Raw genomic sequence first — 15,846 nt, 5'->3', positions numbered from 1 at the left:
ACCAAGGCTGGACGGCCGATTTCGGGAGATTCTCGCGGATTCGGACCATCCAGCCTTTGTTGTGAGGCGGTTCGGCGCTCCTCCCGACGGGCCGGCGCTCGTCAGCTCTCCACCGTCTCCGGATCCTCCGTCCACAGCAGGTCCCAGCGGGGCATCCTCGCCGGATGGACCGCATCCTTCTCGCCCTCGCCGCTCGCGGCGGGGTCGCCTCCGCCCGTCAGCTCGCCTCCGCCGGGTGCACGCGGCACTTCCTGGAGCTGGCCGTGCGGGACGGCCTCGTGCTCCGCCTCCGCCGAGGCTGGTTCGCTCTGCCGTCCGTCTCGATCGACGAGCGACGGGCCGTCGCGGCGGGCGGAGTGCTCACCTGCGCCTCGGCGCTCGCCTCCCGGAAGGTGTGGGTCCTCGCAGAGCGGGAGCTGCACGTCGCCGTCGCGCCGAACGCCGTGCGATCGCCCGCGCGAGGTGTCCGCCTGCACTGGAGCGAGTGGCCGGGCTGCGGTCGGGAGTCGTCCTCGCGCGACGGGATCCGCGCGAGCATCCTGCATGCGGTCGAGTGCCTCCCCGAGGAGGAGGCCGTGATGGCTCTGGACTCGGTGGTCGACAAGGGCCTCCTGCCCTACGACGACCTGATCGAACTGAGCTCTCTCGCCTCCGCTGGGCGGCGGCGAGTCTTCGACTTGGTCGTGAGGGGCTGCCAGTCCGGCCTCGAGACGAGGATCCGTCTGGCGGGAATGCGTCTCCGGGCACGGGTTCGCGCACAGGTTCCGGTGGAGGGGGTCGGCTCGGTCGACAACGTGATCGGCGACTGCCTCGCGGTGGAGACGGACGGCCGGGCCTTCCACACCGGTTCGGTCCAGCTGGAGGAGGACTACCGCCGCACGCTCGCGTTGCAGGCGCGCGGCTTCGTCGTCGTCCGCCTGTCCTCCCGTCAAGTCCTGCACGAGTGGCCGGCCACCGAGGCGACCCTCGCCAGACTCGTCCGCCGCCGCGTGCACCTCTGGACTCCGGGTCAGCGGCAACGTCTGCACAACGAAGGCTGGGAGCCCGGAACCCTCAAGTATTCCGCGGGATCGGCGAACCAGCCTTAGTTGTGCGGCGCTCGCTCCGCCGACAGCTCACATCAGGGAGTCGGCGTCGGAGTCGCGGCCGGCGCCGCGAACAGCTCCGGCCACAGAGCGACCGCCAGCGGGTACCCGACGAACGACACGATGTCGATGATCGAGTGCGCGATCACGAGCGGCAGCGTCCGCCCGAAGCGCTGGTAGAACAGCCCGAACACGACGCCCATCACCACGTTGCCGATGAACGGCCCGATGCCCTGGTAGAGGTGGTAGCTGCCGCGCAGCAGCGCGCTCGCGAACAGGATCCGCCACCGGCCCCAGCCGAGGTCCTCCAGGCGCGCGAAGAGGTAGCCGACGACGATCACCTCCTCCTGGATCCCGGCGCGGATCGCCGACAGCACCAGCACGGGGACCGTCCACCAGAAGGTGTCGAGCGGCGAGGCGACGACCGCGACCGTGATCCCGAGCGCCCGGCCGAGGGCGTACAGCCCGATGCCCGGGGCGCCGATCGCGATCGCGAGGATCACGCCGGTCCCGAGGTCGAAGCCCGGGCGCCGCAGATCCAGACCGAGGCGGCCGAGCGGTCGCCCGACGCTCTGCCAGAGCAGGAAGGCGCACAGGGCGACCGGCACCAGGTCGAAGAACAGCGCGAGCAGCTGGTAGATCAGGTCGAACGTCGGGCGGTCGCTGAGCGAGCCGTTGATAGTCGTCGTCTGGTCGCCGAGCGCGACCGACCGGGTCAGCTTGTTGGTGATCGAGACGACGGAGTAGACGGCCGACGCGCCGAGCGAGAGCCCCAGGACCAGGAGGATCTCCACCCTGATCCGGCGCCGCGACGCGGTGTTCGCTGGAAGATCGTTGGACACCGTCCGAATCCTTTCGCAACTTCGATGACGTGCGTGAACATGCTCGTGCACGCAGGATTCGTGCGGCTCGACGCAAGGATTCCACCTCCCGGTTACCGCTGTGTAACGGTTCCCACATGCTTTTGCAGAGATAGCGAGTCAATACATAGTCTCGTCCAAGGCATTCGCGCGGTGGCCACCAGTCTCCCGTGCGCCGACGCCGTCGCCACGCGCACGGCCCTCTTCGCGTCAGGGAAACCACTTCTCGCGCGCCCTCACACCATCGGAGGAATAGTGAAAATCAGACGATTCGGCCTCGGGGCTCTGGCGCTCGTCGCCGCGAGCACCCTGGTCCTCGCCGGCTGCAGCAGCTCGGACGACAACGGCGGGGGTGACGCGGGAGGCGACTCCAGCGCGATCATCACCACCAACGGATCCGAGCCGCAGAACCCGCTCATCCCGACCAACACCAACGAGGTCGGCGGCGGGAAGATCCTCGACGAGATCTTCGCCGGACTCGTCTACTACGACGCCGAGGGTGCGCCGCAGAACGACGTGGCCGAGTCCATCGAGTCGGACGACGCGCAGAACTACACCATCACCATCAAGCCCGACCTCACCTTCACGAACGGCGACCCGGTCACGGCGAACTCGTTCGTCGACGCCTGGAACTACGGCGCGAAGCTCTCGAACGAGCAGCTGAACAGCTACTTCTTCGAGGACATCGAGGGCTTCAGCTACGACGAGGACAGCGAGCTCACCGGTCTGAAGGTCGTCGACGACACCACCTTCACCGTCGCGCTCAAGGAGCCGAAGTCGGACTTCCCGCTCCGCCTCGGCTACTCGGCCTACTACCCGCTGCCCGCCGCCGCGTTCGAGGACATGGACGCCTTCGGTCAGAACCCGATCGGCAACGGCCCGTACATGCTCGCGAGCGATGACGCGTGGCAGCACAACGTGCAGATCGACCTCGTCGTGAACCCCGACTACGCCGGTGGCCGCACGCCCGTCAACGGCGGACTCACCATCACGTTCTACGCGACGCAGGACGCGGCCTACTCCGACCTCCAGGGCGGCAACCTCGACGTGCTCGACGCCATCCCGGACTCGGCCTACGGCACCTACGAGAGCGACCTGGGCGACCGTGCGGTCAACCAGCCCGCCGCCGTCTTCCAGTCCTTCACCATCCCGGAGCGCCTCGCGCACTTCGGTGGCGAGGAGGGCCAGCTGCGCCGTCAGGCCATCTCGATGTCGATCGACCGCGCTCAGATCACCGACGTCATCTTCGAGGGCACCCGCACCCCCGCCTCCGACTTCACCTCCCCGGTGATCGACGGCTGGAGCGACTCCCTCGAGGGCGCCGAGGTGCTCGAGTTCAACGCCGACGAGGCGAAGGACCTGTGGGCCCAGGCCGACGCCATCAGCCCCTGGGAGGGCACCTTCAAGATCGCGTACAACGCCGACGGCGGGCACCAGGGCTGGGTCGACGCCGTGTCCAACTCGATCAAGAACACGCTCGGGATCGAGGCGGAGGGCGAGGCCTACCCGACCTTCGCCGAGGCGCGCACCAAGATCACCGACCGCTCGATCGAGACCGCGTTCCGCACCGGATGGCAGGCCGACTACCCGGGTCTGTACAACTTCCTGGGCCCGCTGTACGCGACCAACGCCTCCTCGAACGACGGAGACTACTCGAGCGCCGAGTTCGACCAGCTGCTCGGCGAGGGCGCTGTCGACACCGACCTCGACTCGGCGAACGAGAAGTTCCAGCAGGCGCAGGAGGTCCTCCTGAAGGACCTCCCGGCGATCCCGCTGTGGTACTCCAACGTGACCGGCGGATACGGCGAGACCGTGTCGAACGTGCAGTTCGGCTGGAACTCGGTGCCGCTCTACTACGAGATCACCAAGAACTAAGCTGCTAGAACTGGGGCGCTTCGCCCGCGTGGCCGACCACCGTCGGCCCGCGGGCGGAGCGCCCTGTTTCGGTCCGAATCGAATGAGGTCTCCCACCATGCGACACCGGAATCGGCGGGGCTGAGATGCTCGCCTACATCGTCCGACGCATCCTGCAAGCCGTCCCCGTGCTGATCGGCACGACGTTCCTCATCTACTTCATGGTCTTCGCCATGCCGGGGAACCCCCTGCTCTCGCTGTTCGGCGACAAGACGCCGAACCCCGCGCTCCTCGCACGGCTCGAGGAGCAGTACCACCTGAACGACCCCTTCATCGTGCAGTACCTCTACTACCTCGGCGGCGTCGTCCGCGGTGACTTCGGCATCTCGTTCTCGGGGCAGTCGGTCAACGACATCCTGGCCCGCACGTTCCCGGTCACCCTCACGCTCGCCATGATGGCGATCATCATCGAGATCGTCATCGCTCTCACCGTGGGTCTCATCAGCGGCCTCCGGAAGGGCTCGTTCTTCGACGCGAGCGCCCTGGTGGTCAGCCTCCTCCTGGTCTCCGTGCCGATCTTCGTGCTGTGCTTCATCGCGCAGACCTTCTTCGCGGTCCAGCTCGGCTGGTTCCCACCGACGGTGGGCGGCCAGGCGACCTTCGAGCGGCTGCTGCTGCCCGCGATCGTGCTGGCGCTGTTCGTGGTCGCGTCCGCGATCCGCCTCACCCGCGGCTCGGTCATCGAGACGGCCGGCTCCGACTTCGTCCGCACCGCCTACGGCAAGGGGCTCTCGCGCCGTCGCGTCGTCCCGGTCCACATCCTGCGCAACTCGCTGATCCCCGTCACGACCCAGTTCGGCGCCGACTTCGGCCTGCTGATCGTGGGTGCGACGGTGACGGAGGGCATCTTCAACGTTCCCGGAGTCGGGAACACGCTCTACCAGGCGATCATCCGAGGAGAGCGGCCGACCGTCGTCTCCTTCGTCACGGTGATGGTGTTGTTCTACCTCGTGGTGAACATCCTCGTCGACCTGCTCTACGCCGTACTCGACCCGAGGATCCGCTATGCCAAATGAGACGCCCGGCGCCGCGCGCCGCATCGATCACTTCGTCGCTCCTCTCGAAGAGACACCGATCGCCTCGATCGACGCCGTCTCGCTCGACGAGAAGCCCAGCAACCTCTGGACCGACGCCTGGCAGGACCTCCGCAAGCGCCCGATGTTCTGGATCTCGGGGGTGCTGATCGTCGTGATCATCGCGGTCGCCCTGCTCCCGAACCTGTTCACCTCCGCCGACCCGCGCGCCTGCGACCTCGGCCGCAGCCTCGACGGGCCGGGCAACGGCAGCGTGCTCGGCTTCACGAAGCAGGGCTGCGACATCTACGCGCGGATCATCTTCGGGACCTCGACGTCGCTGTCCGTCGGCCTCATCGTCATCGCGATCACGACGATCACCGGAGTCATCGGAGGCGCCCTCGCAGGCTTCTTCGGCGGCTGGGTCGACACCGTGATCATGCGTGCCGGCGACATCTTCTTCTCGATCCCCTACATCCTCGCCGCGGTCGTCATCATGTCGGTCTTCTCGGCGTACCGGAACGTATTCGTGATCGCCCTGGCGATCGGCGCGTTCGCGTGGCCCACCACGGCACGCGTGCTCCGCTCCGAGGTGCTCCGGGTCAAGCAGTCCGACTTCGTCGGCGCTGCGACGGCGACGGGCCTCTCGCGGATGGCGATCCTGTTCCGTCACGTGATGCCCAACTCCATCGCCCCCGTGATCGTCGTCACGACGATCTCGCTCGGCGCGGCCATCACGGCGGAGGCGACACTGTCGTTCCTCGGCGTCGGCCTCCCCGGTGCGGTGATGTCGTGGGGCAACGACATCAGCCAGGCGCAGCGCGACCTGCGGACCGACCCGCAGACGCTGATCTACCCGTCCGCCGCGCTGACCATCACGGTGCTGAGCTTCATCCTCATGGGTGAGGCCCTGCGCGACGCGCTCGACCCGAAGGCGAGGGCCCTCCGATGACGACGACGAACACCCCCATCCCGACCGGGCCGCTCCTCGAGGTCCGCGACCTCGAGGTCGGCTTCCAGACCGGCAGTGGTCTCGTGCAGGCCCTGCGCGGTGTCAGCCTCACGATCGAGCACGGCCAGACCGTCGCCATCGTGGGCGAGTCCGGCTCGGGCAAGTCGACGACCGCCGCGGCGATCATCGGCCTGCTGCCCGGCAGCGGCAAGGTCACCGGCGGCTCCGTGCTGTTCGACGGCAAGGACCTCGCCAAGGCGACGCGCACCGAGCTCGAGGACCTCCGCGGTCGTCGGATCGGGTACGTCCCGCAGGACCCGATGTCGAACCTGAACCCGGTCTGGTCGATCGGCTTCCAGGTCGAGGAGACGATCAAGGCCAACGGCCTCGCCACCGGTCGCAAGGAGATCCGCGCGAAGGCGATCGAGGTGCTGCAGAACGCCGGCCTGGCCGACGCCGAGAAGCGCCTCAAGCAGTTCCCGCACCAGTTCTCCGGAGGCATGCGCCAGCGCGTGCTCATCGGCATCGGCCTGGCCGCCGCGCCGCAGCTGCTCATCGCCGACGAGCCCACCTCGGCGCTCGACGTCACGGTGCAGCGCCGGATCCTCGACCACCTCGAGACCCTGACCAAGACCGACGGCACGGCGCTGCTCTTCATCACGCACGACCTCGGCCTCGCCGCCGAGCGCGCCGAGAAGCTCATCGTCATGTACAAGGGCCGCATCGTCGAGTCGGGCGCCTCGGTCGAGGTGCTGCAGAACCCGCAGCACCCCTACACGCAGCGCCTGATCGCGGCGGCGCCGAGCCTCGCCTCGCGCCGCATCCAGTCGACCGCGGGTGCGGCGACGGAGGCGGTGCCCGGCGAGTCCGCCGACGTCCGAGAGGTCGACCTGGTCCGCGCCGCAGGCGTGCACACCGGCGCTCCCGTGGCCGCGTCGAAGCCGATGATCGAGGTCGAGAACCTCACCAAGGTCTTCAAGATCCGCCGAGGCGGACTGAAGGCCGAGGACTTCACGGCCGTCGACCAGGTGTCGTTCTCGATCCCCAAGGGCACCACCACTGCGCTCGTGGGGGAGTCGGGCTCGGGCAAGTCGACCATCGCGCGCCTCGTGCTCGGCCTCGAGACCGCGACGAGCGGAGCGATCTCGATCGACGGACGCCGCACCGAGAAGCTGCGCGGCAAGGAGATGCTGGCCCTCCGGCGCTCGATGCAGCCGGTCTTCCAGGACCCGTACGGCTCCCTCGACCCGCTGTACAACATCGGCAACACCATCTCGGAGCCGCTGAAGGTGCACGGCGTGGGAGACCGCACCTCGCAGCGCGAGCGCGTGTTCGAGCTGCTCGACCAGGTGTCGCTGCCGCGCGTCATCGCCGGCCGCTACCCGAACGAGCTCTCGGGCGGACAGCGCCAGCGCGTCGCCATCGCGCGGGCGCTCGCGCTCAAGCCCGAGATCGTCGTGCTCGACGAGGCGGTCTCGGCGCTGGACGTCCTCGTCCAGGCGCAGATCCTCCGCCTCCTGGCCGATCTGCAGGCCGAGCTCGGTCTGACCTACCTGTTCATCACGCACGACCTCGCCGTGGTCCGCGTGATCGCGGACGACGTCTGCGTGATGCAGTCGGGGAAGATCGTCGAGCACGCGTCGACCGACACCGTGTTCGACTCGCCGCAGAAGGAGTACACCCGCGAGCTGCTCGCCGCCATCCCGGGCGCCGGGATCGAGTTCGCGGTCTGATCCGCCCGATCGAGGGCCCCGTCCCGTGTCGTCCACCCCGTGTTCATCGGGGCGGGCGGCCGGGATCGGGGCCCTCCGTCGTGCCGCCGCGCGCCTGCGCTACGATTGAGGGTCCCCCTTTATGCACGAGAACACGAGACGAGTCCGTTAATGGCAAGTGCCACCCGCTCCGACCTGCGCAACGTCGCGATCGTCGCCCACGTCGACCATGGCAAGACCACGCTGGTCGACGCCATGCTCAAGCAGACGAACTCCTTCGACGCGCACGCCCACGTGGACGAGCGCGCGATGGACTCGAACGAGCTCGAGCGCGAGAAGGGCATCACGATCCTCGCGAAGAACACCGCTGTCTCGTACAGCGGCAAGCACGCGACCGACGGCCCCATCACGATCAACGTGATCGACACCCCCGGCCACGCCGACTTCGGTGGAGAGGTCGAGCGCGGCCTGTCCATGGTCGACGGCGTCTGCCTCCTCGTCGACGCCTCGGAGGGCCCCCTCCCGCAGACCCGCTTCGTGCTCCGCAAGGCGCTCGAGGCGAAGCTGCCCGTCATCCTGCTCGTCAACAAGACCGACCGCCCCGATGCGCGCATCGACGAGGTCGTCGCCGAGAGCCAGGACCTCCTGCTCGGCCTCGCCTCCGACATGGCGGACGACGTCCCCGACCTCGACCTCGACGCGATCCTCGACGTCCCCGTCGTCTACGCCTCGGGCAAGGCCGGCCGCGCCTCCTCGAACAAGCCCGAGAACGGCACCCTGCCCGATGCCGAGGATCTCGAGCCGCTCTTCGAGGCGATCCTCAAGCACATCCCCGCGCCGACCTACGAGGACGACGCGCCCCTCCAGGCGCACGTCACCAACCTCGACGCGTCGCCGTTCCTCGGCCGTCTCGCCCTCCTCCGCGTCTTCAACGGCACGATCAAGAAGGGCCAGACCGTCGCCTGGGTGCACCACGACGGCTCGCACACCAACGCGCGCATCACCGAGCTGCTGATCACGAAGGCGCTCGACCGCTACCCGGCCGAGTCCGCCGGCCCCGGCGACATCGTCGCGATCGCGGGCTTCCCCGAGATCACGATCGGCGAGACCATCGCCGACCCCGAGGACATCCGCCCCCTGCCGGCCATCACGGTCGACGACCCGGCGATCTCGATGACGATCGGCACCAACACCTCGCCGCTCGTCGGCAAGGTCAAGGGCCACAAGCTCACCGCGCGCATGGTCAAGGACCGCCTCGATCGCGAGCTGATCGGAAACGTGTCGCTCAAGGTCCTCGACATCGGCCGCCCCGACTCGTGGGAGGTCCAGGGCCGTGGCGAGCTCGCGCTGGCGATCCTGGTCGAGCAGATGCGCCGCGAGGGCTTCGAGCTCACGGTCGGCAAGCCCCAGGTGGTCACCCGCCAGGTCGACGGCAAGGTGCACGAGCCCTTCGAGCACCTCACCATCGACGCTCCGGAGGAGTACCTCGGCGCGATCACGCAGCTCCTCGCCGCCCGCAAGGGACGCATGGAGAACATGGCGAACCACGGCACCGGCTGGGTGCGCATGGAGTTCATCGTCCCGTCGCGCGGCCTGATCGGCTTCCGCACCGAGTTCCTCACCACCACCCGCGGCACCGGCATCGCGAACGCGATCCTGCACGGCTACGAGCCGTGGGCGGGCGCCATCGTCACCCGCAACAACGGCTCGATCGTCGCCGACCGCACCGGCGTCGTGACTCCGTTCGCCATCATCGCGCTCCAGGAGCGGATGACCTTCTTCGTGAACCCCACCGAGGAGGTCTACGAGGGCATGGTCATCGGCGAGAACTCGCGCAACGACGACATGGACGTGAACATCACCAAGGAGAAGAAGCTGACCAACATGCGTCAGTCCACCTCCGACACCTTCGAGTCGATGACGCCGTCGCGTCAGCTGACCCTTGAGGAGTGCCTCGAGTTCGCCCGCGAGGACGAGTGCGTCGAGGTCACCCCCGAGATCGTGCGCATCCGCAAGGTCGAGCTCGACGCGAACGCTCGCGCCCGCGCGACGAGCCGCCTCAAGAAGCAGAACTGATCCCCGCGGAAGGCCGGCCGGACTCCCTCCGGCCGGCCTTCCGCATGTCCGCGGTCAGCCGTGCGGCGACGGCATCCCTCGTCACCCTCCCGTCGGTCGACGCCCGCTGCCCCCCATGTGGGTCCAGCCCGCAGCCCCCGAACGGCGCCTCCCCATGCTGGTCGAGTAGCCCCGTAGGGGCGTATCGAGACCCACCAGCGTCAGCAGGTCAGGCCTCAGCCCTTGTCTTCTGACGGACGTGGATCTCGATACGCCCGCTGCGCGGGCTACTCGATCAGCGAGAAGGGGGGCGACACCTCCCGCCGGAGCCGGCCCTCCGCTCCGCTCACCCCGCCGGAATCGGCCCGCCGCTTCCGCTCACCCCGCCGGAGCCGGTGTCGGCGTCCCCGTCTCCGTCGCCCCCGACGACTCCGCCTCGAGCGTCGAGCTGATGAACGACACGAACGCGTCGGCGTCGTCCGGCGCTCCCGTGTACTGCTGCCCGTTGACGAGCACGGTCGGAGTCGAGACCAGCTTCTCGAGCGACGAGTTCGCCAGGGGCTGCGTGGTCGCCCGCTCGGTCGCCGCGGCGACCCACGGCCGGAACTCACCGCTCGTGATGCAGGCGAGCACGTCCTCGTCGGTGACGCCCGCATCGGTGACCAGCGTCCGGATCGCGTCGTCGTCGAGCCCGGTAGTCCCCTCCGCGGGCTGCTGGGCGAACAGCGCCTTGTGCACCGCCAGGAACCGGTCGGGATCCTCGTCCGCGACGCACGCCGCGGCGTTGGCCGCCCGGCTCGAGTACTGCGAACCCGCCGACGAGGAGTCGAGGATCGCGATCGGATGGATCTCGAGGGTGATCGCGCCCTGCGTCAGCCACGACTCCAGATTCGCCGTGTTGGTCGACTCGAACTGCCCGCAGTAGGGGCAGAGGTAGTCGACGTAGAGGTCGACGGTCACCACGCCGCCGGCGCGCACGGTGTCCTCGTCGGTCGCGACCGGCTCCGCGCCGGCCTCGATCGGCGCCGTCGTGACGGCGGTGACGGTCGAGTCGGAGCCCGACAGCACGATGCCGTCGCTGAGCATGTTCGCCGGACCGATGCTCGCCACTGCCTGCTGCGACCACACGTTCCAGGCGACGAGGGCGACGACCGCGAGCACTCCGAGCGCCGCACCGCTCTGCCCGAGGATGCGGTTGCGCCGTCGGCGTCGCCGCTCGACCTCGCGCCGCTCCCTCGCCTCCTCGCGCGCCAGCTCCTGCCGCTCGCGCTTGGTCAGCCCGCTCTTCGCACCGTGTCCAGACATCGGCCCGACGCTAGGCAGCCGATCTCTGCGGAGGATAAGAGCGACCGGCACAGCGGCTGGGACCGCATGCGCGTCTCCTCAGGCCGATCGGGCGTCAGGCGAAGAGCCCCGACCCGACGAAGTCGCTCTCGTCGCGCGCCCCGGGCGGGACCGCGAACACCGCAGACCCGACGTGCTTGATGTACTCGTTGAGCGCGTCGTTCGCGAGGTTCTGCTGCACCGTGACGAACTGCTGCGGCGACCGCTGGAACGAGAGGAAGAACAGCCCCGCATTGAGCCGCCCGAGCTCGTCGTTCCCGTCGACGAAGTTGTAACCGCGCCGCAGCAGCCGCACCCCGCCGTTCACGGTCGGGTGCGCGAGCCGCACGTGCGACTCCTTGTCGATGAGCGGAGTCCCGGTCGCACCGGCGGTGTCGAAGTCGGGTTCGGTGAACTCGTCACCGCCCGACAGCGGGGCGCCCGATCCCTTGCTCCGGCCGATCACGCGCTCCTGCTCGCCGAGCTGGCTGCGGTCCCAGGTCTCGATGATCATCCGGACCTTGCGCGCGACCAGGAAGCTGCCGCCGACCAGCCAGTCGGGGCCGTCGGATCCCTGCACCCAGACGTGCTCCTCGACGGCGTCCGCCTCCTCGGACTTCACGTTCGCGGTGCCGTCCTTGAACCCGAAGAGGTTGCGAGGGGTCGCCTGCGCGGTCGAGGTCGACGACGTGCGTCCGAAGCCGAGCTGCGACCAGCGGATCGACGCGCGGCCGAAGGCGATGCGACTGAGGTTGCGGATCGCGTGCACGGCGACCTGCGGATCGTCGGCGCAGGCCTGGATGCAGAGGTCGCCTCCGCTGCCCGCAGGCAGCAGCGCGTCGCCGCGGAAGCGGGGGAGCGCCTCGAGCTCCGGCGGTCGGCGATCGGCGAGGCCGAAGCGGTCGGTGCCGTCGGCGTCCGTGAAGAGGGTCGGCCCGAAGCCGAACGTCACGGTGAGCGACGCGGCGTCCAGGCCGAGTGCCTCGCCCGTGTCCTGGGGAGGAGCCGTGTCGGGGCCGCCGACCGCGCCCTCCTCGCTCATCTCGAGGCCCCGGGTGAGGCGGGAGGCCGCGAGCGTCCAGTCCTGGAGCAGCTCGATCAGATCCTCGCGCGTGGTCCCCGAGGCGACGTCGAAGGCGGCGAAGTGCAGGCGGTCCTGCGCGGCGGTGGTGATGCCGGCCTGGTTCGCGCCGAAGAACGGCACCGTATTCGCGGCACCGGAGTCGCTCGCGCTGGCGGCCGAGGTCACCGCGAACGTGCCGCCGACCCCCGCGGCGATGCCGGCGGTCCCGGCCGAGACGAGGCCGAGCAGCCCGCGCCGCGAGAGGCGGCGGGGCTGCTCGGCCGGGGCGGTCGACTCGACGTCGTCCGCGGTCTGGTCCTCGTCCACTACTCCGCGGGCTCCTCGACGCCGAGCACGGTGTGGGTGAGCTGCGAGAGCGGCTCCGAGAGGGCGTTCACCTGGTCCGAGAGCTCCTTCTTCTGATCGGCCGTCAGTGTCGAGTAGGCGACGAAGCCGGAGTCGATCGAGCCGTACTGCGCGAGTATCGAGTCGAGCTCGGTGAAGCGCTCGGAGATCTGCGCGGTGAGGTCGGCGCCGTCGTCTCCGGTCGCGGTGGCGATGGGCTCGACGTTGCCGAAGGCGACCTCGGCGCCCTGCACGTTGGCGGCGAAGTCCATCAGGTCGGTGCTCGACCACCAGTCCTCCTCGCCGGTGATCTTGCCGGCGGCGACCTCGTCGAGCAGCCCGATGGCTCCGTTCGAGATGTCGCCGACCGAGACGGTGAAGTCGGAGGCGTACACGAGGTCGTAGAGGCTCTGCACGTCGTCGACGAGGCCCTGCCCGAACTCGGCGCGCTGCTCGGGCGTCGACGGGGCCCAGTCGAGGTAGGCGCTGGTGCCGTCCGAGTTGAGCGCGTCCGGCGCCGGCACCCAGAGGTCCTTCTCGATGCGGTGGAAGCCGGTCCAGTCCAGGCCCTCGGCGACGGCGTCGACCTCGCGGTAGTCGATCTTCGGGTCGAGGTCGCCGAACGCCTCGGCGGTCGGCTCGATGCGCTCGTAGAACACGCGCGTCGAGGCGAAGAGGCTGCGGGCGGTCTCGTCGTCGCCGGCGACGTAGGCGTCGGTGAAGGCCTTGATGGCGGGGAGGAGCTCGCCGGCCTGCGACTTCACGTAGGCGATGTAGTTGGTGACGGCGGCCTCGGTGGCGGCCTTCTCGTCGGCCGACTGCTCGGTCGCCTCCCCGGTCACCGTGAACGCGGTGAGTCCGATCGGGGCGCCGACCTGCTGGAACTTGCAGGCCGTGTAGTAGGTGCCCGGCTCGAGCTGCGCGACGTACGAGACGCTCTGGCCCGGAGTGACGTTCTCCTTCTCGCCGACGATGCGCAGCTTGTCCTCGGCGAGGATCTCGAACTCGTTGACGTCGGTCCCCGTGTTCTCGAGCGCGAACGTGACGGCCCCGGCCTCGGCCGTGGCCGTCGACACCTCGCACGCGTCGTCGCTGATGGCGACGTCGAGCGCGGCGGAGGAGGAGGCGGTCGCGTTCGGCACGCAGCCGGTGAGGATCAGCGCGAGCGCGCCGGCGCCGGCGAGGCCGGTGAGGACGCGGGGGAGCGGGGGTCGAGTGCGCGAGGGCATTGTTCTCCTGGTGTCGAGGGAGGTCGCTCCGGCGTTGCCGGAGCGGGAAGAGTCAGACCGAGGCGGTCGTGGGTGCCGCAGTCGGGGCCGCACTGCCCCGACGCGGCCTGCGGAGGCGGACCTGGCGGACGAAGAGCGCTCCGACGACGACGAGGTAGAGCAGCCACGCGGCGAACTGCAGCGCGGTCGGCTCGGGCGTGTAGTTGAAGAGGCCGCCGAGGACGGCCGTGATCGGCGCCGGGAGGATCGAGCCGAGGCTGAACAGCGGCGCGCTCCCGCCGGGCAGAAGCGACGCCTCCTGCAGATCGCCGACGCCGTACGACAGCACGCCGGCCGCGACCAGGATCAGGAATCCGCCTGTCCAGGTGAAGAACCGGCCGAGGTCGATGCGGACGAAGCCGCGGAAGATCAGGTACGCGATGACCACCGCGCTGAGGATCCCGAGGAACGCGCCGATCGTGCCGACCCACGCGTCCGATCCGGAGTCGGCGCTGCTCGCGGAGACGCTCGCCCACACGAAGAGCGCCGTCTCGATGCCCTCGCGGCCGACGCTGATGAAGCCGAGCACGACGATCCCGATCGCCGAGCCCGCCACCGCGCCGTCGAGCTTCGACTCGAGCTCGCCCTTCAGGCTCCGGGCGTTGGCACCCATCCAGAAGATCATCCAGGTGACCAGGCCGACGGCGAGGATCGAGAGACCGCCGCCGAGCAGCTCCTGCGCCTGGAAGGACAGGCCGTACGGGCCCCAGGTGAGGATCGCGCCCGTGGTGAGCGAGAGCACGATCGCGGCCGCGATCCCGACCCACAGCCGGGGCAGGACGTCTCTGCGGCCGAGCTTGGTGAGGTACGCCACGAGGATGCCGACGACGAGGCCGGCTTCGAGGCCTTCGCGAAGGCCGATGAGGTAGTTTGCGAGCACGCGTGTTCTCTTGGTCGTGGGCGGGGAGGACGGGGCGGCACCCGCCCCGGGCCGCTTTCCTTCGGTAAGCCTTGCCTTACCGAGGTCGACTGTAGCTCGACGCCCGCGCGCCTGTCCAGAAGTGGCGCGGGCCGGAGGAACACGCCGGACGAGAGGCGGAGAGTGGACGCGACCATTGCCGGCGTGACCGAGAGGGTCGTGGCGGTCCACGCCCACCCCGACGACGAGAGCATCACCATGGGCGGAACTCTGGCCCGCCTCGTGGCCCAGGGCGCGGCCGTCACCGTCGTCACCGCGACGCGGGGCGAGCGCGGCGAGGTGATCCCCGACGACCTCGCGCCCCTCGAGGGCTCCGACCAGCTCGCCTCCCACCGCACCAGTGAGCTCGTCGTCGCCCTCACCGCACTCGGAGTCGCCGATCACCGCTTCCTCGGCGACGCGGGGGCTCGCGCGCCCGGGCTCGCTCCGCGGGTCTACCGCGACTCCGGCATGCAGTGGGGCCCCGGGCGCGTGCCCGTCCCACTCGAGCCGGCCGATCCCGCCTCCCTCACCAGCGCCGACGAGGAGGAGGAAGTCGCCGATCTCGTCGCGGTCCTCGTGCAGACCGGTGCCTCGACCGTGCTCTCCTATGACGACGGAGGCGGCTACGGCCACCCCGACCACATCCGCATCGCGAGCGTCGCCCGGCGGGCGGCCGAGCACCTCGGCCTGCCCTTCCTCGCGGTCCTCCCGGTCGACGCCGAGCCGCTCCCCGGCGATGTCGTGATCGAGCTGAGCTCCGACGACCACGACCGCAAGCGCGCCGCCCTGCAGGCGCACGCGACGCAGCTCGTCGTCGAGGGGGACGACGCCCGGCTCTCCAGCGGGCCGCCCTTCCCGATCGGCCGCATCGAGCGCTTCCGCCCGGCGGCGCGACCGGCCGCCGTCGAGCCGGATGTCGAGGAGCGCCCCGACCTGCGCTCGCGCATACTCTCGGGTGTCGCTGCGGTCGCGGTCGGAGCCGTGGTGGGCACCATCACCACGGTCGCGCACCAGAGCACCGTGACCATCGGCGACGCCGTCCTCCCGCTCGGTCTCGCCGCCTCGCTCGCCGCGGTGCTCCTCCTCCTCCTGGGTCTGCGCCTCGTGATGGTCGACCGCCTCGTGGCCTTCTGCACTGCGATGGGGCTCCTCGGAGTCATCGGCCTGCTCGCCCTGCGCAGCGCCGGCGGCTCGGTGCTGGTATCGGCCAACGGCCTGGGGATCGCCTGGACGTTCCTGCCCGCGCTGATCGCCCTCGTGGTGATCGCGTGGCCACGCCTGCGCCCCCCTCGGCGCAGCGACGCCGCGGCCCCGCCGCTCCCCGTACGATAGAGACCTCTGTTCGAAGGGACGTC

At 69.7% G+C, this 15,846-nt stretch carries 12 protein-coding genes; 7 read left to right on the top strand and 5 right to left on the bottom strand.

Annotation, left to right across the window (positions count from 1 at the left end; translation table 11 throughout):
• The first annotated feature begins 164 nt into the window (after window positions 1-164).
• Window positions 165-1,088, top strand: coding sequence for an endonuclease domain-containing protein (locus tag GRS96_RS14400; protein ID WP_159988810.1), 924 nt, complete (start codon window positions 165-167; stop codon window positions 1,086-1,088).
• A gap of 32 nt (window positions 1,089-1,120) precedes the next feature.
• Here GRS96_RS14400 and GRS96_RS14395 read toward each other — a convergent pair whose 3' ends face one another.
• Window positions 1,121-1,927 carry a CPBP family intramembrane glutamic endopeptidase gene (locus GRS96_RS14395; RefSeq protein ID WP_236553632.1) on the bottom strand — a complete coding sequence of 269 codons (807 nt, stop codon included), beginning with the start codon at window positions 1,925-1,927 and terminating at the stop codon, window positions 1,121-1,123.
• A 273-nt stretch (window positions 1,928-2,200) separates the two neighbouring features.
• Between GRS96_RS14395 and GRS96_RS14390 the strand changes: the two genes are divergently transcribed.
• The 5 genes from GRS96_RS14390 to typA all read left to right on the top strand — a co-directional run bounded on the left by GRS96_RS14390 (window position 2,201) and on the right by typA (window position 9,612).
• Window positions 2,201-3,820: a peptide ABC transporter substrate-binding protein gene (locus GRS96_RS14390; RefSeq protein WP_236553631.1), complete on the top strand. Its 1,620-nt coding sequence runs from the start codon at window positions 2,201-2,203 to the stop codon at window positions 3,818-3,820.
• 125 nt (window positions 3,821-3,945) lie between these two features.
• Window positions 3,946-4,875 carry an ABC transporter permease gene (locus tag GRS96_RS14385; RefSeq protein ID WP_159856437.1) on the top strand — a complete coding sequence of 310 codons (930 nt, stop codon included), beginning with the start codon at window positions 3,946-3,948 and terminating at the stop codon, window positions 4,873-4,875.
• A complete protein-coding gene (locus GRS96_RS14380; protein ID WP_159856435.1) occupies window positions 4,865-5,824 on the top strand; it encodes an ABC transporter permease in 960 nt (319 codons plus the stop codon). Before GRS96_RS14385 ends, GRS96_RS14380 begins: the two co-directional genes overlap by 11 nt.
• Complete coding sequence (locus tag GRS96_RS14375) at window positions 5,821-7,557, top strand: dipeptide ABC transporter ATP-binding protein (RefSeq protein WP_159988808.1); 1,737 nt, start codon at window positions 5,821-5,823, stop codon at window positions 7,555-7,557. The genes GRS96_RS14380 and GRS96_RS14375 overlap by 4 nt, the downstream gene beginning before the upstream one ends.
• Before the next feature lie 150 nt (window positions 7,558-7,707).
• Window positions 7,708-9,612 carry a translational GTPase TypA gene (gene typA / locus GRS96_RS14370; protein WP_159856431.1) on the top strand — a complete coding sequence of 635 codons (1,905 nt, stop codon included), beginning with the start codon at window positions 7,708-7,710 and terminating at the stop codon, window positions 9,610-9,612.
• Window positions 9,613-9,969: 357 nt separating this feature from the next.
• Here the strand turns inward: typA and GRS96_RS14365 are convergent, their stop codons facing one another.
• From GRS96_RS14365 to efeU, 4 genes are all read right to left on the bottom strand, one after another.
• Window positions 9,970-10,896 carry a DsbA family protein gene (locus GRS96_RS14365; RefSeq protein WP_159988807.1) on the bottom strand — a complete coding sequence of 309 codons (927 nt, stop codon included), beginning with the start codon at window positions 10,894-10,896 and terminating at the stop codon, window positions 9,970-9,972.
• A gap of 94 nt (window positions 10,897-10,990) precedes the next feature.
• Window positions 10,991-12,304 carry an iron uptake transporter deferrochelatase/peroxidase subunit gene (efeB, locus tag GRS96_RS14360; RefSeq protein WP_159988806.1) on the bottom strand — a complete coding sequence of 438 codons (1,314 nt, stop codon included), beginning with the start codon at window positions 12,302-12,304 and terminating at the stop codon, window positions 10,991-10,993.
• Entirely contained in the window at window positions 12,304-13,551 is a 1,248-nt protein-coding gene (efeO, locus tag GRS96_RS14355) for an iron uptake system protein EfeO (RefSeq protein WP_159988805.1), read from the bottom strand. The genes efeB and efeO overlap by 1 nt, the downstream gene beginning before the upstream one ends.
• Before the next feature lie 52 nt (window positions 13,552-13,603).
• Window positions 13,604-14,470, bottom strand: a complete 867-nt coding sequence (gene efeU, locus GRS96_RS14350) for an iron uptake transporter permease EfeU (RefSeq protein WP_159988804.1) — start codon at window positions 14,468-14,470, stop codon at window positions 13,604-13,606.
• 183 nt (window positions 14,471-14,653) lie between these two features.
• On the opposite strand from efeU, the gene GRS96_RS14345 reads away from it, so the two are divergent.
• On the top strand, window positions 14,654-15,823 hold the full coding sequence (locus GRS96_RS14345; RefSeq protein WP_159988803.1) for a PIG-L family deacetylase: 1,170 nt from the start codon (window positions 14,654-14,656) through the stop codon (window positions 15,821-15,823).
• The last annotated feature ends 23 nt before the right edge of the window (window positions 15,824-15,846 follow it).

Source organism: Rathayibacter sp. VKM Ac-2803 (genome assembly GCF_009807175.1).
In the GTDB taxonomy this organism is placed as follows: Bacteria; Actinomycetota; Actinomycetes; order Actinomycetales; family Microbacteriaceae; genus Rathayibacter.
This window is presented reverse-complemented; position numbering and strand designations above follow the sequence as displayed.